Genomic DNA, 20,328 nt, shown 5'->3' with positions numbered 1-20,328 from the left:
ACCATGCCCGGCCGGACGCCCGCTCATTACCCATCGGTTACCCGGGCGGGACGGGGGTCAGACCGCCCCTGGCCAGAACCCGGGCCAGCGATTCCACCACCTGCGGCTGGAAATCGTGCCCGGTCCCGAGCCTGAGCTGCTCCAGCGCACTCAGTGGCCCGGAGAGACTTTCCCCGCACAGGTCGTCGTATGCGTTCACCGCCCGGACGATCCTGGCGGACAGCGGCTGCTCGCGGTAGGGGTCGGCCTGCTGTTCCACCACGACGGCCACCTTCGCGTCCACCCCGGTCTGGCGGACCACCGCCCCGCCGAGCAGGGCGATCCGGCGCTGCTCGGTGACCGGCAGCACCGCCGTCGCCCCGGCCGGCACCGGGTCGACCAGGGAGAGCTGGCCGATGTCGTGCATCAGCGCCGCGTACTCCAGGACGGTGAGCTCGGGCCCGGAGAGCCCCATCTCGCGCCCGACGGCCGTGCACAGCTCGGCGACCCTGCGGGCGTGGCCGTGCGGGGTGTAGCCGGCGATCTCGGTGGACCGGGCGAGCGAGGCGATGGTCTGCCGGTAGGTGGTGCGCACGGCGGTGAAGCGGCGGAAGGAGAGCTGGGTCAGCAGCAGGGGTACGCACAGCACGGGCAGCGCCCACAGCCCGGCGGCGGCCACCCCGAGCGCCATGACCGCGCCGGTCGCGCAGACCGCGGACCCGATGCCGGTCAGCGCCCGCAGCTCGTCGCAAAGGAGCGGGCCGTACGGGGCGGGGGCGGCGCGCGAGCCGGGCGGGCGGGTGCGGGCGCGCAGCAGCAGGGCGGTGAGGACGGCGTCGCACAGCGCGGTGAGTCCGAGCAGCAGGAGCAGGAAGGCCGCGTAGTAGGGGCCGTCGCCGAACCAGTCCTCGCAGCGGCCCGAGTTGTACAGCGGCTGGAAGCAGACCGCCGCGAAGGTCACGGTGAGCAGGCGCCGGGCCGCCTGGTCGGCGCCCGGCCCCGCGTCGCGCGCCACCTGCGGCACCGAGGCGACGAGCTGGGCGGCGGCCAGCACGGCGACCACCTGGAGTACCCCGTGGCTGGTGGGCTGACCGCCGCTGCGCCCGAGCAGGGCGTACGCGAGGGCCCCGGCGGCGCCGAGCGGCGCGGGTTCGCGTTCCCCTGGCAGGGCGCCCCAGCGGGCCAGCTCGCCGATGGTGATGAGGGCCCCGAAGGCGAGGGCGTGGCCCGGTTCGTGGACGCCGCGCCAGAGGGTGTGCCCGAGCCCGGCGGCGGCGAGCAGGAGGGCGGCGCCGCGCACGCCGAGGGTCGCGGGCGCCGGCCGGGCCCACCGGGGGGTCACCGCGGCGCCTTCCCCTCAAGGCCGTCCGGCAGTCGCGCGGCCCCGGTGCTCACGTCCCGGGGGCGCTCCTCCCCCCGGGACGGCGGCACCCGCACATCGTCCGCGGTCACCGCCCCGAACCACCCGTACCGCTCCAGGCCGCGCGCCAGCGCCCGCACCATCTGCGGGTCGAACTGGGTGCCGGCGCACCGTTTCAGCTCCTGAACGGCGACCGGGACCGGGCGGCCCGGCCGGTAGGAGCGGGTCGAGGTCATCGCGTCGAAGGCGTCGGCGACGGCGACCACGCGGGCGCACTCGGGGATGGCGCGGCCGGCGAGCCCGTACGGGTATCCGCCGCCGTCGAGCCGTTCGTGGTGGTGCAGGATCGCGGCCCGCGCCTCGCCGAGGAAGCCGATGCCGCGCACGATCTCGTGCCCGTACTCCGGGTGGAGCTCGATCACCCGCCGCTCCTCGGGGGTCAGCGGGCCGTCCTTGCGCAGCACCCGGGTGGGCACGCCGAGCTTGCCCACGTCGTGCAGGATGCCCGCGAACCGGAGCACCTCGACGCGCTCCCGGGTCATGCCGAGCTCCTGGGCGATGAGGACGGAGGCGCGGCCGACCCGTTCGCTGTGGCCCCGGGTGTAGGTGTCCTTGATGTCGACGGCCTGCACGAGGGCCCTGATCGTGGCCCGGTGCGCGGCGTGCTCGCGGTGGTACTGGGCGAAGACCCAGCAGGAGATGTACATGGGCAGGAGCACGAAGAGCGCGGCCAGCGGCCCGTACGGGCTGTTCCACAGGACGGCCATCATGAGCCCGGCGAGGCCGTGCACCAGGTGCGGGGCGAGTGAGCGCGGCAGCAGTCCCCGCCAGGCGCGGCGCAGCGGGAGCTGTTCGGCGGCGGCCAGGATCGAGCCGTCCAGGGCGGCGAGCACGGCACTGAAGGCGAGGGCGGCCGCGCAGACCGGCAGGAGGGCGTACGGGAGGTCGGGCAGCAGCCCGGGGCCGCCGAGCGCGGCGGGCCCGCCCAGGAGGGTGTGCACGGTGGCGGCCGCCCAGACGGTGACGGCGAGCTGTGCGGCGCGCCAGATCCGGCGGGCGGCGGCCGGGGGCTCGTCCACCCGGCCCACGAGGGAGCCGGGGATCGCGACGAGCGCCGCGGCGGACGGCGGGAGCAGGAAGGCGGCGGCGAGCAGCAGCGGGAAGAACGATCCCGCGGCGAGCGGTGACGAGCCGCCGGAGAACGGGCGGCGGCCGGGGAGTTCACAGGCGAGGTAGAGCCCGGTGAGCAGTCCGAGGGTGGCCCACGGGGTGCCGGCGCCGGGGAGCAGCGCGGGCTGGACGCAGAGGCCGGCGCAGAGGGCGACGGCGCCGATGTGGGCCCGCGCCGCCCTGCTTATGGCTCTCACCCCTGGCTCGCCCCCCAGCTCCGCTCGTGAAGGGGCCACGCTAGCGAGCGGGGCCTCCCGGGCGGGGGCCGATGAGGGCGATTAGCACGTTCGGGTGAAGGCGGGGGACGTCATTCCTTGGCGGCGGTCGGCACCTCGGCGCCGGAGACCGTGACGTCCTGTTCCGGCACGGCCTGTCCCGAGCGGATGAGGTCGATGCGGCCCATCACCTTGGAGCGCAGGTCAGCCGGCACGTCGTCCTGACCGCAGCAGCGCTTCACCAGCTTCTTGACGGCCTGCTCCAGGCCGTACTTCTCCAGGCAGGGGGAACACTCGACGAAATGCGCCTCGAACTTGGTGCAGTCGCTGTCGGGCATCTCCCGGTCGAGGAACTCGTAGAGGTGGTCGAGGACCTCTGCGCACTCCGTCTCGTGCGGCTCTCCGCAGCTCATGAGCCCGAGCCTTTCCGATCGTCCGACTCACCGGCGCCGGCGGGGACGAGCCCGCGGTCACGGGCGTAGTCCTCCAGCATGCCGCGCAGTTGACGGCGGCCCCGGTGCAGTCGGGACATCACCGTACCGATGGGAGTCCCCATGATGTCCGCGATCTCCTTGTAGGCAAAGCCCTCGACATCGGCGAGATACACCGCGATGCGGAACTCCTCCGGGATCGCCTGCAGGGCGGACTTCACGTCCGAGTCGGGCAGGTGGTCGAGGGCCTGCGACTCGGCGGAGCGCAGCCCGGTCGACATGTGCGACTCGGCGCGGGCCAGCTGCCAGTCCTCGATCTCCTCGGCGGCACTGCGCTGGGGTTCGCGCTGCTTCTTGCGGTACGAGTTGATGAAGGTGTTCGTCAGGATGCGGTACATCCACGCCTTGAGGTTGGTGCCCTCACGGAACTGATGGAAGGAGCCGTACGCCTTGGCATACGTCTCCTGGACCAGGTCCTCGGCGTCCGCGGGGTTGCGCGTCATGCGCAGCGCGGCCGAGTACATCTGGTCGAGGAAACCGAGGGCGTCGCGCTCGAAGCGCGCGTTGCGCTCGGCCGTCGTCTCCTGCGGGCGGCCGTCGTCGGTCCCTGTGTCGGTCCCTGTGACCGGACCCACCTCCTCCAACGCTGGGGCGGAGCCGAAACCGGACCCGCTCGAATCGGAGAATAGTCGACCTTGGTCCGGCGCGGGCTGTCGTTCCGTCGCACCGAGGGACCGCCCGGGGGCGGTCCTGGCCGCATGCAGGACCGTCCACTCCAGGTCAGCGGCGTCTCTGCGACGCGGGCAGATGGTCGAACCCATGCGACGGACTCCCTCTCCACATACGACGTTGGTGTACCGATGTCCGCAACAACAGCGGCCCGCCGTCCGGCATTCCCCGGTCCGGGGCCCGCACCGGTTCAGACGATTCCGGCCAGCCACTCGGTGACGGATGTGGTGAGGATCTCCATCGCCCGGTCCTCGGTCAGACCGGATTTCCTGGGAACGGCGAAGCCGTGGTCACCGTGCGGCACCTCGGTGATCCGGTAGTCGCCCGGGGGGAATTCGGCGGGCCTGCCGAACGGGTCGTTGCCGCCCTGCACGACGAGCGCGGGCACCTGACAGCCCAGCAGTTCGCCGGCGCGGGTCTTCTCGGGGCGGCCCGGCGGGTGCAGCGGGAAGCTGAGCGCGAGGACCGCGCGGGCGCCGAGCGTGGCCGCGGTGCGGCAGGCCACCCGGGCGCCGGCGCTGCGGCCGCCGGCCACGACGGGGAGCCCGGGGGCGGCGAGGGCCGGCCACAGCCCGCGCCATCCGGTGTCCAGGGTCTTCGGGGCGGGCGCGAGCTTCTTCCCGGCGACTCGCCAGGGCTGCTCCACGAGGGCGACGCTCACGCCGTGCGCGGGCAGGGCGGCGCCAAGGGCCGTCAGGTCGCGGGCCCCGATGCCGCCGCCGGCGCCGTGGCCGAGCGCGAGCAGGAGACGCGGTGCGGCGGCGGCCAGCCAGGTGATCCGGGCGGTCCCGGCCTCGGTCTCGACCGTCTCGGTGCGGGGGTGCGTGCCGTCGGTGTTCACGCCTCCATCCAACCAACACCGGTGGGCGGTACGCGGGTGGCGCGTGGGTCAGAAGAGCGTGCTCACCTCGGGCTCGGCCAGCTCGTCCTTCAGCTCGGGCCCGTTGTTGCGGACGTTGCTGACGGCGGTCGCCACCGGGTAGGCGCGCATCAGGCCGGGGGGCGGCGGTGTGAGCAGGGCGCGCAGCTCCTCGATGTCGGTGCGCGAGGGGTCCAGCCAGTCGTCCCAGCGGTCCGGGGTGAGCATCAGCGGCATCCGGGGGTGGATGTCGGCGAGCGCGGCCGGGCCGTCGGCGGGGGCCACGGCGAGCGGGGCGGTCTCCGCCTCGGTGGTGATCACCGAGCAGGTGACCCACCATGCCTGCGGGTGGTCGTCGGGCAGGGTCCGGTCGCGCCAGAACTCGTACAGACCGGCCATCGCGAAGACCGAGCCGTCGGCCGGGGTCACGAAGTAGGGCTGCTTACGGGGGCGTTTGCGGCGGCCCTTCTCCTCCATCTGCCGCTCCTCGGCGCCGGTCACCCACTCGTAATAGCCGTCGGCGGGCAGGATGCAGCGCCGGGAGACGAAGGGGCGGCGGAAGGACGGCTTCTCGTGGACCGTCTCGGCGCGGGCGTTGATCATCCGGGCGGCGCCCTCGGGGTTCTTGGCCCAGGACGGGACGAGCCCCCATTTCAGGGCGCGCATCTGGCGAACCGGACGCTGGTCGTCCGCGTCTTTCACAGGGCGTTCCAGTACGGCGTAGACCTCCTTGGTCGGCGCCACGTTGTAGTCGGGCTCCAGCGTCTCGGCCGGTTCCCACTTCTCCACCTGGAAGAGTCCGGTCAGATCCTCGGGCCGCCGACTCGCTGCATACCGTCCGCACATAAGTGCCAGACTGCCACGACCGCCGTCCCGACCGGACCCACTCCCCGCAAGGAGCCGCCCACCCCATGGACAGCACCGATCTCGGCAATCTGTGGGACCGCATCGTCGGCACCCAGCCCGCCCCCGAGCAGTGGCTGGTGGTGGTCACCGCCACGGCGGCGTTCATCGTCGTCGTCCCGAACGCCCTGTGGCGGCTGTCCCGCAACGCGATCACCATCGCCCACGAGGGCGGCCACGGGCTGATCGCCCTGCTCTCCGGCCGGCAGCTCTCCGGCATCCGGCTGCACTCGGACACCAGCGGGCTGACGGTGAGCCGGGGCAAGCCGACCGGCATCGGCATGGTGCTGACCGCGGCGGCGGGCTACACCGCGCCCTCCCTGCTCGGGCTCGGCGGCGCCTGGCTGCTGGTGGACGGCCGGATCACGCTGCTGCTGTGGGTGGCCACGGCCCTGCTCGCGGTGATGCTGGTGATGATCCGCAACGTGTACGGGGCGCTGACGGTGATCCTCACCGGTTCGCTCTTCCTGCTCGTGTCCTGGCTGGCCTCGCCGGCCTGGCAGTCGCTGTTCGCCTACAGCGCGGTCTGGTTCCTGCTGCTGGGCGGGGTACGCCCGGTGTTCGAGCTCCAGTCGAAGCGGCGGCACGGCGGGGCCCCGGACTCGGACGCGGACCAGCTGGCCCGGCTGACCGACGTGCCGGCCGCGCTGTGGCTGTTCCTCTTCCACGCGGTCTCGCTGTGCTCGCTGATCGGCGGGGGCCGCTGGCTGCTGGGGCTGTGACCGGGCCCACCATGGCCCGAACCTCTAAAGTGAGCGCATGACCGAAAGTGCCGTGCATCCCGCCCTCTGGCCCGCCCCCCTCGCGAGCGGAGCCGTCGACGCGACCGTCACCGTGCCCGGTTCCAAGTCGGTCACCAACCGCGCGCTGGTGCTCGCCGCGCTCTCCTCGGAGCCGGGCTGGCTGCGCCGCCCGCTGCGCTCCCGCGACACCCTGCTGATGGCGGACGCGCTGCGCGCGATGGGTGTGCGCATCGAGGAGACGGTGTCCTCCAGCTCCGCCGCGACGGACGGCGCCGAGGGCCCGGAGGCCACGGGCGAGGCGTGGCGGGTCATCCCCGCCCCTCTGCACGGCCCGGTCACGGTGGACGTCGGCAACGCCGGTACGGTCATGCGCTTCCTGCCCCCGGTCGCCACGCTCGCCGAGGGCGAGGTCCGCTTCGACGGCGACCCGCGGTCCTACGAGCGCCCGCTGACCGGGGTGATCGACGCCCTGCGGGTGCTCGGCGCCCGGATCGACGACGACTCCCGGGGCTCGCTGCCGATGACCGTGCACGGCGGCGGGGCGCTGGACGGCGGCCCGGTCGCGATCGACGCCTCCTCGTCCTCCCAGTTCGTCTCGGCGCTGCTGCTGTCCGCGCCGCGCTTCAACCAGGGCGTGGAGGTCCGCCACACCGGCGACCGGCTGCCCTCCATGCCGCACATCCGGATGACCGTGGACATGCTGCGGGCCGTCGGCGCGCAGGTGGACGAGCCGGAGACGGGCGGCGAGCCGAACGTCTGGCGGGTCTCCCCCTCCGCCCTGCTCGGCCGCGACCTGACCATCGAGCCGGACCTCTCCAACGCCCAGCCGTTCCTCGCCGCGGCGCTGGTCACCGGCGGGCGGGTCACCATCCCGGACTGGCCGCTGCGCACCACGCAGCCCGGTGACGCGCTGCGCGAGATCTTCACCGCGATGGGCGGCAGCTGCGAGCTGACCGAGCACGGGCTCACCCTCACCGGCTCGGGCCGCGTCCACGGCATCGACGTCGACCTCGGCGAGGTCGGCGAGCTGACCCCGGGCATCGCGGCCGTCGCCGCCCTGGCCGACTCCCCCTCGACGCTCAGCGGCGTCGCCCACCTGCGGCTCCACGAGACGGACCGGCTGGCCGCGCTCACCAAGGAGATCAACGAGCTGGGCGGCGACGTCACCGAGACCGCGGACGGACTGCACATCCGGCCACGACCGCTGCACGGCGGTACCTTCCATACGTACGACGACCACCGGATGGCCACCGCGGGGTCGATCATCGGCCTTGCCGTCCCCGGAGTGGAGATCGAGAACGTGGCGACGACCGCCAAGACCCTGCCCGACTTCCCGCAGATGTGGACCGGAATGCTCGGGGCCTGAGACATGCGCCGCTACGGCAAGAACCCCGACGAGGACGACATCCGCGTCCGCCCCAACCGCAAGGGCAACCGGCCGCGTACCCACATCCGGCCCAAGCACGAGGACGCCGAGGAGGGCATGGTCCTCACCGTGGACCGGGGCCGCCTCACCTGCCTCGTGGACGGCCGCACGATCACCGCCATGAAGGCCCGCGAGCTGGGCCGCAAGGCAGCGGTGGTCGGCGACACGGTCTCCCTGGTCGGCGATCTGTCCGGCGACAAGGACACGCTCGCCCGGATCGTGCGCATCGGCGAGCGCCGCTCGGTGCTGCGCCGGACGGCGGACGACGACGACCCGTTCGAGCGGGTGGTCGTGGCCAACGCGGACCAGCTGGCGATCGTCACCGCACTGGCCGATCCGGAACCCCGCCCGCGGATGATCGACCGCTGCCTGGTCGCCGCGTACGACGGCGGGCTCTCCCCGCTCCTGGTACTGACCAAATCCGACCTGGCACCGCCCGACAAGCTGCTGAGCGCGTACACCCCGCTGGGCGTGCCGTTCGTCGTCACCAGCCGCGAGGAGCTGGAGAACGGGGACGCGGCCGACCGGGTACGCGAGCAGCTCAAGGACCGGGTGACCGCCTTCGTCGGGCACTCCGGCGTCGGCAAGACCACCCTGGTCAACGCGCTGGTGCCGAAGGAGAAGCGGCGCACCACCGGGGTCGTCAACGCGGTCACCGGCCGGGGCCGGCACACCACGACGTCGGCGCTGGCCCTGCCGCTGCCGGACTACCGGGGCTGGGTGATCGACACCCCGGGCGTCCGCTCGTTCGGGCTGCACCACGTCGACCCGTCCCGGGTCATCCACGCCTTCCCGGACCTCCAGCCCGGCACGGAGGATTGTCCGCGCGGCTGCACCCACGACAGCCACGAACCGGAATGCGCGCTGGACGCCTGGGTGGCGGAGGGGCACGCGGACCCGGCGCGGCTGGACTCGCTGCGCCGTCTGCTGTCCACCCGCAACCGGCGCGAGGGCGACTGAAAGCCGTCCGGTCCGGGTACGAAGCGCGGGCGGCCGGTCCTCGCCGGGCCGGATGCGGCGCGCGGACGACCGGACCGGGTACGTTTGCGATCACTCGCCGCCGGTAAGTGCATAATCACGAATCACGCCCGGCGGCACCGGGCGTTGCCGGGCGGTCACCGATGCGGGAGGGCACTGACGATGGCGTGGCTGCTGGTCGTGGTCGCGGGATTTCTGGAGACCGGCTTCGCGGTCTGCCTGAAGCTCTCGCACGGCTTCTCCCGGCTGTGGCCGACCATCGCGTTCTGCGCCTTCGCGCTCGGCAGCTTCGGTCTGCTGACCCTGTCGCTGAAGAAGCTCGACGTCGGGCCCGCGTACGCGGTGTGGACCGGCATCGGAGCGGCGGGCACGGCGATCTACGGCATGATCTTCCTCAATGACGTGGTCTCCGTGCTCAAGCTGGTGTCGATCTCGCTGGTGATCCTCGGCGTGATCGGGCTCCAGCTCTCCGGCTCCGCCCACTGACCGCGCTCCGGGCCCCTGTGGCCCGGGTCACCGGCGGGTCGATACTGTGACGGCATGTCCGATTACCACGATGATCTGCGCCTCGCCCATGTCCTGGCGGACGCCGCCGACGCGGTGACCATGGACCGGTTCAAGGCTCTGGACCTCAAGGTCGAGACCAAGCCGGACATGACGCCGGTGAGCGAGGCCGACAAGGCCGCCGAGGAGCTGATCCGGGGGCATCTGCACCGGGCCCGCCCGCGCGACGCGATCCTGGGCGAGGAGTACGGGATCGAGGGCACGGGGCCGCGGCGCTGGGTGGTCGACCCGATCGACGGCACCAAGAACTACGTGCGGGGCGTGCCCGTCTGGGCGACGCTGATCTCGCTGATGGAGGCCGTTGAGGAGGGGTTCCAGCCGGTGGTCGGGGTGGTGTCGGCGCCGGCGCTGAACCGGCGCTGGTGGGCGGCGAAGGGCGCGGGGGCGTACACCGGCCGCAGCCTGACCTCCGCGACCCGGCTGCACGTGTCGAAGGTGGAGCGGATCGCGGACGCCTCGTTCGCGTACTCCTCGCTGACCGGCTGGGAGGAGCTGGGCCGGCTCGACGGGTTCATGGACCTGACCCGGGCCTGCTGGCGCACTCGCGGCTATGGGGACTTCTGGCCGTACATGATGGTCGCCGAGGGGTCCGTGGACATCTGCGCGGAGCCGGAGCTCTCGCTGTGGGACATGGCGGCGAACGCGATCATCGTCCAGGAGGCGGGGGGCAGTTTCACCAGTCTGGACGGTGTCAGCGGGCCGGGCGGCGGGAACGCCGCCGCGTCGAACGGCGCACTCCACCACGAGCTGCTGGGTTATCTGAACCAGCGCTACTGACCGCGCTCCCGCTCGCCGGGCAGCTCATGCGGCCCCGGAGGGGCGTGCCGCACCCCTGCACGCCCCTCCGGTGATCTTCGCTCCCCCTTGTTGACCTCTCCCATCGGTGCGACTCTGAGAGCTCCCCCACTTGTGAACTTGTGAATCGACTCACGCGGTCGCTTCACCGAGGAGGTGGCTCTCTTCATGCTCGTCCGTGACGCCATGAGCACGGTGGTCCTGACCATCGGCCCGGCCCATACGCTGCGCCAGGCCGCCCGGCTGATGTCGGCCCGCCGGATCGGTGCGGCCGTCGTCCACGACCCCGATACCAGCGGACTCGGCATCCTCACCGAGCGCGACATCCTCAACGCGGTCGGCTCGGGCCAGGACCCCGACACCGAGACCGCCTCCGCGCACACCACCACCGACGTGGTCTTCGCGGCCCCCGCCTGGACCCTCGAAGAGGCCGCGGCGGCCATGACCCACGGCGGCTTCCGCCATCTGATCGTGCTGGACGACGACGGCCCGGTCGGGGTCGTCTCGGTGCGCGACATCATCCGCTGCTGGTCCCCGCTGCGCCGCCACCCGGTGGAACTGGTCGGCTGACCGTCCCGCACGCGTGCGGCCGGCCCGGCCCCCGGGTGCGGGGCCGGGCCGGTCGCGTACAGCCGCGGGGACTCAGGCGCGCAGCGCCTGCACGGCCGCTTCCAGCCGCTTGCCGAAGTCCTCGTCGGCCCGGCGGAAGTTGTCGATCGCGCGCTCGGCGATGTCGTCGCGCGAGACCTTCGCGATGAACCCGGCGAGGTTGTCGATCAGCCGGAGCTTCTCGTCCTCGGAGATGAGCCGGTAGAGGTTGCCGGCCTGCACGAAGTCGTTGTCCTCGGCGTGCCGCGGCGTCTCGTGGTGGCCGGTGCCGCCCGCGACGGGAGTGGACTCCCACAGCGGCCGGTCCGTCTGGGCGGGACCGCCGAAGCTGTTCGGCTCGTAGTTCTTCGCGCCCTGGTGGCGGCCGTCGTAGAGGTAGCCGTCACGGCTGTTGGTACGCGCCTCGGTGGCGTGCGGGCGGTTCACCGGCAGGTGGTCGGCGTTGATGCCGACGCGGTAGCGGTGTGCGTCGCCGTACGCGAACAGGCGGCCCTGGAGCATCTTGTCCGGGGACGGGCCGATGCCGGGCACGAAGTGCGCGGGGCTGAAGATCGACTGCTCGACCTCGGCGAAGATGTTCTGAGGGTTGCGGTTGAGCTCCAGCTTGCCGATCTCGATCAGCGGGTAGTCCGCGTGCGGCCACACCTTGGTGAGGTCGAACGGGTTGAAGCGGTACGTCGCCGCCTCGGCCGCCGGCATGATCTGCACCTGCACGGTCCAGGACGGGAAGTCGCCGCGCTCGATGGACTCGCGCAGGTCCCGCTGGTGACTGTCGGGGTCCACCCCGGAGAGGCGGTTCGCCTCGTCGGTGGTGAGGTTCTTGATGCCCTGGTCGGTCTTGAAGTGGTACTTGACCCAGAAGACCTCGCCGGCCTCGTTGTTCCACTGGTAGGTGTGCGAGCCGAAGCCGTCCATGTGACGGTACGAGGCGGGGATGCCCCGGTCACCGAAGAGCCAGGTCACCTGGTGGGTGGACTCGGGCGAAAGACCCCAGAAGTCCCAGACGTTGTCCGCCTCCTGGGATCCGGTGTACGGGTCGCGCTTCTGGGTGTGGATGAAGTCGGGGAACTTGATGGCGTCCCTGATGAAGAACACCGGGGTGTTGTTGCCGACGAGGTCGTAGTTGCCCTCCTCGGTGTAGAACTTCAGCGCGAAGCCGCGCGGGTCCCGTACGGCGTCGGCGGCGCCGAGGTTGCCCGCGACGGTGGAGAAGCGCAGGAACGTCTCGGTCTGCTTGCCGACCTCGGAGAGGAACTTCGCCCGCGTCCACCGCGACACGTCGCGGGTCAGCGTGAACGTGCCGTACGCGCCGGCGCCGCGTGCGTGCACCACGCGCTCCGGAATGCGCTCCCGGTTGAAGTGCGCGAGCTTCTCCAGCAGCGACTGGTCCTGCACCAGGACCGGTCCACCGGGACCCGCGGTCTCACTCTGCTGGTTGTCGGCGACCGGCGCGCCGGCCTCCGTGGTGAGCGGTCCCTGCGTCACGTGCGCCTCCTGGGTCGTTTCCGCACGTCATGCCTTCATGCCGTGCACGGCATCGCGGCCTTCCTGTCCTCCGGCCGCCGCCATAAGAGATCCTACATTGGACTAAGTCCAAGTCAAACAGTCATCCAAAGTCGCACCTATTCAAGACATGGCTCGCGCGCTGCTAGACTGGCGCCATGAGTGACCTGCTGGAACGACTTCGAGGACGCGGCTGGCGTATGACCGCACAGCGGCGCGTCGTGGCCGAGGTCCTCGACGGGGACCATGTGCACCTGACGGCCGACGAGGTCCATGCCCGGGCGGTGGCCAAGCTGCCCGAGATCTCCCGCGCCACCGTCTACAACACACTGGGCGAGATGGTGACCCTCGGCGAGGTCATCGAGGTCTCCACCGACCGCCGCGCCAAGCGCTACGACCCCAACGCGCACCGCGCCCACCATCACCTGGTGTGCGCGAAGTGCGGTGCGATCCGCGACGTGCACCCCTCGGGCGACCCGCTGGCGGACCTGCCGTCCGGCGAGCGCTTCGGCTTCACGATCTCCGGCGTCGAGATGACCTACCGGGGCATCTGCCCGGAGTGCGCCGCTACCGCCTGAACCCCGCGCTCACCGCCGCCTCACGTCGGACATCCCGTCCGAGGTGCGCACGGCACACGCAGAAGGCCGGATCTTCGAAAAGATCCGGCCTTCTGCCTTCAGTAGCGGGGACAGGATTTGAACCTGCGACCTCTGGGTTATGAGCCCAGCGAGCTACCGAGCTGCTCCACCCCGCGTCGTTGTGTTCACAACCCTACGGCACCCCTCGGACCAGCGCAAATTCATTGCGGGTTCCCCGCGAGGGGCCCCGGCCGGTCTACGCGGTCAGCTCCTGGTGCAGCGCCTCGCGCAGCCGCGCGGCACGCTCCGCGACCTCCGCGGGGCCCAGCTCGACCGCCCGCGCACACCAGTGCTGCCCCTCGGCCAGCTCACCGCGGCGGGCGGCCAGCAGGGCCAGGCGCAGCGCGGCCCGCCCGTGCCCCTCGGCGGCGGCCCGGGTCCACCACAGGGCGGCCTCGCGCTCACTGCCCTCGCGGGCGAGCAGCAGGCCGAGGTTGAAGGCCCCGTTGCGGCTGCCCGCCTCGGCCGCCTCGCGGTACCAGCGGCCGGCGCTCTCCACGTCCCCCCGGGACGCGGCGAGCATGCCGACGCGGACCTGGGCGCGGCGGTGCCCCTGCTCGGCCGCCCGTTCGTACCACTCCTCGCACTCGGTCTTCTCCGGCAGCGGCTCGCCCAGCGCGGGCGGGCCCGGCGGCGGCTGCCGCGAGTCGAGCACCCCGGCCAGCCGGAAGGCGGCCTCCGCGCTGCCGCCGCCCGCGGCGCAGCGCAGATGCCGCTCGGCCTCGCGCTCCTCGCCGTGGTGCAGCAGCGCCATGCCGACCTGGAGCGCCGCCTCGGTGTGCCCGGCCGCCGCGGCCCGCTCGTACCAGAGCAGGGCCGTGCGGTCCTCGTCGCGCCCGGCGTAGAGGATGCCGAGGTTGAAGGCGGCGTCGACGCTGCCCGCCTCGGCCGCCTTGGAGAACCAGGGCTCGGCGCCGACCGGGTCTCCGGCCTGGAGCAGGAGCACGGCCAGCGCGTTGGCGGCCTCGCGGTGGCCGGCGTAGGCGGCGCGGCGGTACCACTGCTCGGCCTGGGCGTTGCGGTCCTGGGCGGCGCAGAGCAGCCCGAGGTTGTACGCGCCGTTGACGTCACCCGCGTCCATGGCCGCGCGGTACCAGCGCTCGGCGGTCTGCTGCTCACCCCGGGCCGCGTGCAGGGCGCCCAGCGCGTTCGCGGCGTTGCCGTCGCCGTCCTGGGCGGCCCGCAGCCACCACACGGCGGCGCTCTCCCGGTCGCCCGCGTCGCGCAGCAGGAAGCCGAGCGCGCAAGCGGCCCGGGCCTCGCCGGCCTTGGCCGAGATGAGGTACCAGCGGCCGGCCTCCTTGAGCTCGCCGCGCTGTTCGAGGATGGCGCCGAGGTGCAGGGCGGCCCGCCGGTGGCCGCGCGCCGCTGCCTGCCGGTACCACTGCTCGGCCTCGCCGGTGCGGGACGGCTCGGGCCCGGCGACCGGGCCGTCGTCCTTGCGCGCGGCGGGACGGCGGGGCGCGGCCGGGTCCGCCGCGTGGCCCGTGCCGGTGCGGGGGCCGAGGCCGGTGCGGCCGAAGGCGTCGTGCGCCGCGTCGGTGGCATTGCGCTCCAGCGTGCGCGCGAGCCGGTAGGCCGCCTCGCGGTGGCCCTGCTCGGCGGCGGCGCGCAGCCAGCGCTCGGCGCCGACGTCGCTGCGGTGCTCCAGCAGGTCGGCGAGGGCGTACGCACCGAGCGCGTGGCCCTGCTCGGCGGACTGGCGCAGCCAGTACTCGGCGCCGGGCTCGTCCCCGCGCTCGCGCAGGTGCCGGCCCAGGGCGTGTGCGGCGGCGGCGGAGCCGGCGACGGCGGCGGTCCGCCACCAGCCGGCGGCCTCATCGGGGTAGCCGCGCTGGTGCAGCAGGACGCCCAGGTTGTTGGCGGCGGCGCGGTCGCCGTCGGCGGTGGCGGCGCGGAGGTAGGGTTCGGCGCCGGCCAGGTCGCCGCGGCGCAGCAGCAGCGCGCCGAGCACGCTCATCGAAGCGGTGTCCCCGGCGTCGGCGGCGCGGCGGTGGCGCGCCTCGCTCTCGGCGTTGTCCGCGCTCGCCGCTGTCTCCGCTCCCTCGGCGTTCTCCACGCCGTCGGCGGTCTCAGCGGTCTCTGCACTCTCGACGCTCGCGGCACACTCCGCAGTCTCGGCGCTCTCGATGATGTCGTTGTACTGCGCGGTGGCAGCGGCAAACACCACATCCGCCATTTTTTCCGCCGGATGGACGTGACCCTGCACAAACCGCCCTGTCTTCAACAGAGTTGCCCTGTCCCCCATAAATACCATCGTCGCACCACCTGCAACCCGCGTACACCTGGTATATCGCGGCCAGTAAGGTCACTTCAGCGTTTTGTCGACATGCCCACAGAGAGACAAGTCAAACACGTCTGCGGCCAACTCGTGCCCCGCGAACCGCACTTCACGCCCACCACACGAAAGAGGCGCCACGGCACGACGAAGGCCCGGATCCCCTGGAGGATCCGGGCCTTCGTCTTTCAGTAGCGGGGACAGGATTTGAACCTGCGACCTCTGGGTTATGAGCCCAGCGAGCTACCGAGCTGCTCCACCCCGCGTCGTTGTGTTCAAACCGTACCACGACGCGGAGGTGAGGCTTTACCGGGTTACTCAGCCCCCACTGTCACCCTTCGCCGCATCACCGGCTTTGTCCGACTTGTCGGATGCACCGGTCGCCTTGTCGTTCTTATCGGCCTTGTCACCCTTGTCGTTCTTGCCGTCGCTGTCGGCCTTGGACTGGGCCGCGGCCGCCCGCTCCAGCGCGTCCTGGAGATCGGTCTGCGCCTTGCCGTAGGCCGCCCAGTCCTGCTTCTTCAGGGCCGCCTCACCTTCCGTGTACGCCTTCTGCGCATCGGCGATGGCCTTCTTGAGCGCGGCATCACCGGTGGCCGGCGGCTGGGTGGTGTCCGGCGGCTCGGTGGTGTCGCCCGGTGGCTCGCTCGTATCGGAGCCCTCGGCGCCGAAGACGGCGTTGAGCGCCTCACCGAGACTGTTCTCGAAGACGATCTTCGAGCCGTACGAGGCGGCGACCTTGCGCAGCAGCGGGTAGTTCTGCGTGCCACCGCGCGTGTAGACCGGCTCGATGTAGAGGAAGCCCCCTTCGAGCGGCACGGTCAGCAGGTTGCCGTACTCGATGTCGGAGTCGGTGCCCTTGAGGTTTCGCACGAACTCGGCGACGTCGTCGTTGCCGTTGAGCTCACTCTGTACCTGTCCGGGGCCCTTCACCGCACCGGTGACTCTCAGCAGCCTTATCGTGCCGTAGTCCTTGCTGGCCGCGTCGGCGTCCACCGCCATGAACGCCCCGAGGTCGGGTCGCCCCTTGGGTGTGAACGTCGTGGTCAGCGAGAACTTCTGAGCCGTCTGGTCCGGCATCTTTATGCTCAGGTAGTACGGCGGGACGGAACCGGACTCCTTGTTGGTCGGGTCCTCCGGGACCTGCCAGGCGTCACTGCCGCTGTAGAACTGGGCGGGGCTCGTGACGTGGTAGCGGGTCAGCAGCTCGCGCTGCACCTTGAACAGGTCCTGCGGGTAGCGCAGGTGGTCCATGAGGTCCTGCGGGATGTCCGCCTTGGGCTTCACGGTCCCGGGGAACGCCTTGCGCCAGGTCTTGAGGACGGGGTCCTCGGTGTCCCACTCGTACAGCGTGACCGTGCCGTCGTACGCGTCGACGGTCGCCTTCACCGAGTTGCGGATGTAGTTGACCTGGTTCTGCTGGGCGACGACCGCACGCTGGTTGGTGGTCAGCGAGTCGGCCGTGGTGTCACCGAGCGTGGTCCGCGAGGCGTACGGGTAGCCGTTGGTCGTGGTGTACGCGTCGACGACCCACTGGATCCGCTTGTTGACCACGGCCGGGTAGGCGTCGCCGTCGATGGTGAGCCAGGGGGCCACCGCCTCGACGCGCTCCTTGGGCGTGCGGTTGTAGAGGATCCGCGAGCCGTCGCCGATGGCTCCCGAGTACAGGATCTGCGGTTCGCTGAACGCCACCGCGTAGGCGGCCCGGTTGAACGCGCTGGAGAGGCTGACTCCGCTGTTGCCCTTGTAGCTGGTGGTCTTCTCGCCGTCCTCCTCGTAGTCGAGCTCCTTCTGGGGCCCGCCGACGATGGAGTACTGCTCGGTCTTCTCGCCGTAGTAGATCTCCTGCTTGTACGTGCCCAGGTCGCCGGTGGTCGGCAGGCCGGACTCGGTGAAGTCGGGAGATCCCTTCGGGTTCTGGCCGGTCGTGGTGCCCCGCGCGGCGATGGCGCCGTAGCCGTGGGTGTAGGTGAAGTGGTCGTTGATCCAGTTGCGCTTGGGGATGCCCTGGATGTTGAGCTCGCGCAGACCGATGACCGTGTCCTGGTCCTTGCCGGAGGCGTCCTTGTAGCGGTCGACGTCCAGCGTCTTGGGGAACTGGTAGTAGTTCCTCTTCTGCTGGAGCTGCTGGAAGGCCGGCGAGACGACGTTGGGGTCCATCACCCGGTAGCTCGCCGCGGAGTCCGCGCTCGCCCGGAGCTTGGTGCCGTCGTCCTCGGTCGACTTGCCCGCGTAGTCCGTGACCTGCGCGTCGTCGATGTCGTATGCCTCGCGCGTGGCCTTGATGTTCTTCTGGATGAACGGGGCTTCCTTGGCCTGCTCGTTCGGCTGGACCTGGAACTTCTGCACGATCGCCGGGTAGAGGCCGCCGATCAGGATGGCCGAGAGGACCATCAGTCCGAAGCCGATCACCGGGAGCTGCCAGGTGCGCCGCCACAGCGTCGCGAAGAACAGCACCGCGCAGATCGCGGCGATGCAGAACAGGATCGTCTTCGCCGGCAGGTAGGCGTTGGCGTCGACGTACCGCAGACCCGTCCAGTTGTCCGTGGCCTTGAAGTCACTGGACTTCACCGCGAGCCCGTAGCGGTCCAGCCAGTACGCCACGGCCTTCAGCGTCACGAAGACGCCGAGCAGCACCGAGAGGTGGCCGGTGGCCGCGCCCGTCGCCCGCGCGCCGGGGCTGGTGATGCGCAGCCCGCCGTACAGGTAGTGGGTCAGCGCGGCCGCGATCAGCGAGAGGACCGTCGCCGCGAAGCCGAAGCCCAGCAGGAAGCGGTACCAGGGCAGGTCGAAGGCGTAGAACGACACGTCCAGATGGAACTGCGGGTCCTTCTGGCCGAACGACACGCCGTTCACGTACATCAGCCAGGTACGCCACTGGCCCGAGGCGGAGGCCCCGGCGATCAGGCCGACGAGCGCGGTGATCGCGAGCAGCACCCACTTCTTGTACGGGGCGAGGCTCATCCGGTAGCGGTCCAGGCTCTGCTGCTCCAGCGACATCGCGCTCAGCGGCGGCCTGAGCCGGTGCGCTAGCCAGATGTTCAGGCCGACGGCCAGGGCCATCAGCAGTCCGAAGACGAGGAACAGTCCGATCTTGGTCCACAGAGTGGTGGTGAAGACGGATGAATACGCGACCGACCGGTACCAGAGCCAGTCCGTCCAGAACCCGGCGAACATGACGAACGCCATGGCGAGAATCGCCAGGACGCCGAGTGTCATGAGCAGGGTTCGGGCGCGCCGGGACGGGCGGCCGACTCTGATCCGTGGCCCGGTCGGGCCTCCGCCGCGGTCCGGCATCTGGAAAGCCAACGTGCGCACCTCGAAGTTCGCGGGTCGTGTGGAGCGGGCCCAGCGATCGTAGAGCCCATCCCTTCAACTTACTGATGCTTTACCTAGTTCCCGTTCCGGGGGCGGAAGGAGGCAGGATGTTGTCCATGCCCAACGTTTCCCCCTCAGGCCCTCCGATGGCCGCGAGCCCGCTCACCGTGGCGGTGCTCGAAATCGACGAGTACATCTCCAAGCTCGGCTGGGACCAGCCGGCCCGCCTCTTCGCCCTGGTCGACACCGCCCGGCTGCGGGTCCAGGAGCCGGGGCTGGCCGCCCAGCTCGGCCTGGACGACGACGGTTCGAAGTCCGCCGCGCTGACCCCCATCGAGCAGGAGGAGCTTCCGGCGGGCACCGCACTGGACGAGTTCCTCGCCACGATCGCCTGGCCCGACGCCGTCGTCGGGTGCGCGATGACGGTGGAGCGGCTGATGCTGCCGCCGTCCGCCGAGGCATCCGTGCCAGACGGCCTGAACGAGAAGCGGCTGACCGAGTGGGTCGCCGAGCACCCCGACCGGCAGGAGGTCCGGATGACCGTGGCCGTGCTGCGGGACGGGGCGCGCGAGTCGGCCGTGCGCCTGCGCGAGAAGGACTCGGCGAGCGAGGTGCTGACCGGGGCCGGCCTGGTGCCGGGGCTGGCCGAGGCGCTCGCCGCGACGTTCGAGTCCTGACCGGTCCGCTCCGTCCGGTACGGGGGCGCGGTCAGCCTGTCGAGCAGCTCGGCAGTCCGGCCGTGTCTCCCGTGCGGAGCTTGTCCAGGGACTTCTTGGCGTCGGCGATGGTCTTGACCCGGATCAGGGTGAGCCCGTCGGGGGTGTCGGATGCGGCGGCCTTGCAGTTCTCGTCGGGGGTCAGGAAGTAGCGTGCGCCCGCGTTGCGCGCGCCGACCAGCTTCATGTTGATCCCGCCGATCGGGCCGACCTTGCCGTCGTCGTCGATGGTGCCCGTGCCGGCGATGAACTTTCCGCCGGTCAGCTGCCCCGGGGTCAGCTTGTCGACGATGCCCAGGGCGAACATCAGGCCCGCGCTCGGGCCGCCGACATCGGCGAGCTTGATGTCGATGTCGAACGGGAAGGTGTGGTCCGTCCCCGCCTGGATACCGACGATCGCGCGGTTCTCCTCGGCGGATGCCCTGCGGGTGGTGAGGGCGACCTTCTCGGAGCCCTCGGGCTGCTTGCCGGCCTTCTCGGCCGCCGCCGCGGTCTTGGCGGGGATCACCGTGAAGGTGACCTCCTCGCCGGGCTTGTGCCGGGTGACGAGCTTCGCGACGTCCTCGGGCTGCTCGACCGCCGTGCCGTCGACGCCCTCGATGATGTCGCCCGCGTGCAGCTTGCCCTGAGAGGGGCTGTCCTTGACGACGGTGGAGACCACGACGTGGGACGTCACCGGGATGCCCAGTTCGGTGAGGGCCGCGACCTTGGCGCTCTCCTGGGACTGGCTGAACTCCTCGGCGTTCTCCTGCGTCGACTGCTCCTCGGTCTTGCCGTCCGGGTAGAGCGTGTCGTGCGGTACGACCACGCTGTCGTGGGCCAGCCATCCGTAGACGGCCTCGACGAGGTTCATGCTGTAGTCGGCGCCGGTGACCCTGACGGTGGTCATGTTGAGGTTGCCGGACGTCTTGTACGTCTTGTGGCCGGTGATCCGCAGGACGGGCTCGCCCGAGACCTTGCCGAGCGTGTTCACGGTCGGGCCGGGGGACATCTCCGAATACGGCACTTTGATGAGCACGCCTGCACAGATCAGCGCGATCAGGATCAGTGTGGAGGCGAGCATCGTCGCGGTGCGGCGTGGCATGGAACGACAGTACGGGAAGGGTCTGTCAGT

Annotated in this window: 18 protein-coding genes and 2 tRNA genes; 8 read left to right on the top strand and 12 right to left on the bottom strand. The window is 71.4% G+C overall.

The genetic code is table 11. The annotated features are described in order from the left end of the window. Positions 1-37: 37 nt before the first annotated feature. The 6 genes from E6R18_RS12070 to E6R18_RS12045 all read right to left on the bottom strand — a co-directional run bounded on the left by E6R18_RS12070 (position 38) and on the right by E6R18_RS12045 (position 5,589). Positions 38-1,321, bottom strand: coding sequence for an HD domain-containing protein (locus E6R18_RS12070; RefSeq protein WP_136316885.1), 1,284 nt, complete (start codon positions 1,319-1,321; stop codon positions 38-40). Next, positions 1,318-2,706: an HD-GYP domain-containing protein gene (locus E6R18_RS12065; protein ID WP_136316884.1), complete on the bottom strand. Its 1,389-nt coding sequence runs from the start codon at positions 2,704-2,706 to the stop codon at positions 1,318-1,320. The genes E6R18_RS12070 and E6R18_RS12065 overlap by 4 nt, the downstream gene beginning before the upstream one ends. A 110-nt stretch (positions 2,707-2,816) precedes the next feature. Next, the gene (rsrA, locus tag E6R18_RS12060; protein WP_136316883.1) at positions 2,817-3,137 is read right to left on the bottom strand and encodes a mycothiol system anti-sigma-R factor; all 321 of its coding nucleotides are present in this window, start codon (positions 3,135-3,137) and stop codon (positions 2,817-2,819) included. Next, positions 3,134-3,790, bottom strand: coding sequence for a sigma-70 family RNA polymerase sigma factor (locus tag E6R18_RS12055; RefSeq protein ID WP_018105559.1), 657 nt, complete (start codon positions 3,788-3,790; stop codon positions 3,134-3,136). The genes rsrA and E6R18_RS12055 overlap by 4 nt, the downstream gene beginning before the upstream one ends. 284 nt (positions 3,791-4,074) lie before the next feature. After that, positions 4,075-4,725, bottom strand: coding sequence for an alpha/beta family hydrolase (locus E6R18_RS12050; protein ID WP_136316881.1), 651 nt, complete (start codon positions 4,723-4,725; stop codon positions 4,075-4,077). A 48-nt stretch (positions 4,726-4,773) separates the two neighbouring features. Then, entirely contained in the window at positions 4,774-5,589 is an 816-nt protein-coding gene (locus E6R18_RS12045) for an SOS response-associated peptidase (protein WP_136316880.1), read from the bottom strand. Positions 5,590-5,654: 65 nt separating this feature from the next. Here E6R18_RS12045 and E6R18_RS12040 point away from each other — a divergent pair, with 65 nt between their 5' ends. The 6 genes from E6R18_RS12040 (at position 5,655) to E6R18_RS12015 (ending at position 10,722) form a co-directional block, all read left to right on the top strand. Then, positions 5,655-6,368, top strand: a complete 714-nt coding sequence (locus E6R18_RS12040) for a M50 family metallopeptidase (protein WP_136316879.1) — start codon at positions 5,655-5,657, stop codon at positions 6,366-6,368. 37 nt (positions 6,369-6,405) lie between these two features. After that, the gene (gene aroA, locus E6R18_RS12035; protein WP_136316878.1) at positions 6,406-7,755 is read left to right on the top strand and encodes a 3-phosphoshikimate 1-carboxyvinyltransferase; all 1,350 of its coding nucleotides are present in this window, start codon (positions 6,406-6,408) and stop codon (positions 7,753-7,755) included. A gap of 3 nt (positions 7,756-7,758) precedes the next feature. Next, positions 7,759-8,775, top strand: coding sequence for a ribosome small subunit-dependent GTPase A (gene rsgA, locus E6R18_RS12030; RefSeq protein WP_136316877.1), 1,017 nt, complete (start codon positions 7,759-7,761; stop codon positions 8,773-8,775). Positions 8,776-8,955: 180 nt separating this feature from the next. Beyond that, positions 8,956-9,279, top strand: a complete 324-nt coding sequence (locus tag E6R18_RS12025; RefSeq protein WP_136316876.1) for a multidrug efflux SMR transporter — start codon at positions 8,956-8,958, stop codon at positions 9,277-9,279. Between the two features lie 54 nt (positions 9,280-9,333). After that, positions 9,334-10,134, top strand: a complete 801-nt coding sequence (gene hisN, locus E6R18_RS12020) for a histidinol-phosphatase (RefSeq protein ID WP_136316875.1) — start codon at positions 9,334-9,336, stop codon at positions 10,132-10,134. Between the two features lie 186 nt (positions 10,135-10,320). Next, on the top strand, positions 10,321-10,722 hold the full coding sequence (locus E6R18_RS12015; protein ID WP_136316874.1) for a CBS domain-containing protein: 402 nt from the start codon (positions 10,321-10,323) through the stop codon (positions 10,720-10,722). A 72-nt stretch (positions 10,723-10,794) separates the two neighbouring features. On the opposite strand, the gene E6R18_RS12010 is transcribed toward E6R18_RS12015, so the two are convergent. Then, the gene (locus tag E6R18_RS12010) at positions 10,795-12,246 is read right to left on the bottom strand and encodes a catalase (RefSeq protein ID WP_136316873.1); all 1,452 of its coding nucleotides are present in this window, start codon (positions 12,244-12,246) and stop codon (positions 10,795-10,797) included. A 176-nt stretch (positions 12,247-12,422) separates the two neighbouring features. Here E6R18_RS12010 and E6R18_RS12005 point away from each other — a divergent pair, with 176 nt between their 5' ends. Next, positions 12,423-12,842, top strand: a complete 420-nt coding sequence (locus E6R18_RS12005) for a Fur family transcriptional regulator (protein WP_136316872.1) — start codon at positions 12,423-12,425, stop codon at positions 12,840-12,842. A gap of 102 nt (positions 12,843-12,944) precedes the next feature. On the opposite strand, the gene E6R18_RS12000 is transcribed toward E6R18_RS12005, so the two are convergent. The 4 genes from E6R18_RS12000 to E6R18_RS11985 all read right to left on the bottom strand — a co-directional run bounded on the left by E6R18_RS12000 (position 12,945) and on the right by E6R18_RS11985 (position 18,477). After that, positions 12,945-13,018 (bottom strand) — tRNA-Met (locus E6R18_RS12000). 80 nt (positions 13,019-13,098) lie between these two features. Then, on the bottom strand, positions 13,099-15,159 hold the full coding sequence (locus tag E6R18_RS11995) for a tetratricopeptide repeat protein (protein ID WP_206308265.1): 2,061 nt from the start codon (positions 15,157-15,159) through the stop codon (positions 13,099-13,101). Positions 15,160-15,372: 213 nt separating this feature from the next. Next, positions 15,373-15,446: transfer RNA gene (locus E6R18_RS11990), tRNA-Met, on the bottom strand. Positions 15,447-15,498: 52 nt separating this feature from the next. Further along, entirely contained in the window at positions 15,499-18,477 is a 2,979-nt protein-coding gene (locus E6R18_RS11985; protein WP_206308267.1) for a UPF0182 family protein, read from the bottom strand. A gap of 128 nt (positions 18,478-18,605) precedes the next feature. On the opposite strand from E6R18_RS11985, the gene E6R18_RS11980 reads away from it, so the two are divergent. Further along, positions 18,606-19,175 (top strand): PPA1309 family protein, encoded by a 570-nt coding sequence (locus E6R18_RS11980; RefSeq protein WP_240799702.1) that lies wholly within the window; start codon positions 18,606-18,608, stop codon positions 19,173-19,175. A gap of 31 nt (positions 19,176-19,206) precedes the next feature. On the opposite strand, the gene E6R18_RS11975 is transcribed toward E6R18_RS11980, so the two are convergent. Then, complete coding sequence (locus E6R18_RS11975) at positions 19,207-20,298, bottom strand: PDZ domain-containing protein (RefSeq protein ID WP_136316869.1); 1,092 nt, start codon at positions 20,296-20,298, stop codon at positions 19,207-19,209. Positions 20,299-20,328 lie beyond the last annotated feature (30 nt).

The organism is Streptomyces sp. A1277 (genome assembly GCF_004795015.1).
In the GTDB taxonomy this organism is placed as follows: domain Bacteria; phylum Actinomycetota; class Actinomycetes; order Streptomycetales; family Streptomycetaceae; genus Streptomyces.
Note: the sequence above shows the minus strand (reverse complement) of the source record. Positions and strands in the feature narration are given on the sequence as shown.

Coding starts and splice junctions, on each gene's coding strand:
- rsgA (WP_136316877.1), top strand. CDS start 7,759: ATGCGCCGCTACGGCAAGAACCCCGACGAGGACGACATCCGCGTCCGC.
- E6R18_RS12045 (WP_136316880.1), bottom strand. CDS start 5,589: ATGTGCGGACGGTATGCAGCGAGTCGGCGGCCCGAGGATCTGACCGGA.
- E6R18_RS12025 (WP_136316876.1), top strand. CDS start 8,956: ATGGCGTGGCTGCTGGTCGTGGTCGCGGGATTTCTGGAGACCGGCTTC.
- E6R18_RS11975 (WP_136316869.1), bottom strand. CDS start 20,298: ATGCCACGCCGCACCGCGACGATGCTCGCCTCCACACTGATCCTGATC.
- rsrA (WP_136316883.1), bottom strand. CDS start 3,137: ATGAGCTGCGGAGAGCCGCACGAGACGGAGTGCGCAGAGGTCCTCGAC.
- E6R18_RS11985 (WP_206308267.1), bottom strand. CDS start 18,477: ATGCCGGACCGCGGCGGAGGCCCGACCGGGCCACGGATCAGAGTCGGC.
- E6R18_RS11980 (WP_240799702.1), top strand. CDS start 18,606: ATGTTGTCCATGCCCAACGTTTCCCCCTCAGGCCCTCCGATGGCCGCG.
- E6R18_RS11995 (WP_206308265.1), bottom strand. CDS start 15,159: ATGGTATTTATGGGGGACAGGGCAACTCTGTTGAAGACAGGGCGGTTT.
- E6R18_RS12040 (WP_136316879.1), top strand. CDS start 5,655: ATGGACAGCACCGATCTCGGCAATCTGTGGGACCGCATCGTCGGCACC.
- E6R18_RS12015 (WP_136316874.1), top strand. CDS start 10,321: ATGCTCGTCCGTGACGCCATGAGCACGGTGGTCCTGACCATCGGCCCG.
- E6R18_RS12005 (WP_136316872.1), top strand. CDS start 12,423: ATGAGTGACCTGCTGGAACGACTTCGAGGACGCGGCTGGCGTATGACC.
- hisN (WP_136316875.1), top strand. CDS start 9,334: ATGTCCGATTACCACGATGATCTGCGCCTCGCCCATGTCCTGGCGGAC.
- aroA (WP_136316878.1), top strand. CDS start 6,406: ATGACCGAAAGTGCCGTGCATCCCGCCCTCTGGCCCGCCCCCCTCGCG.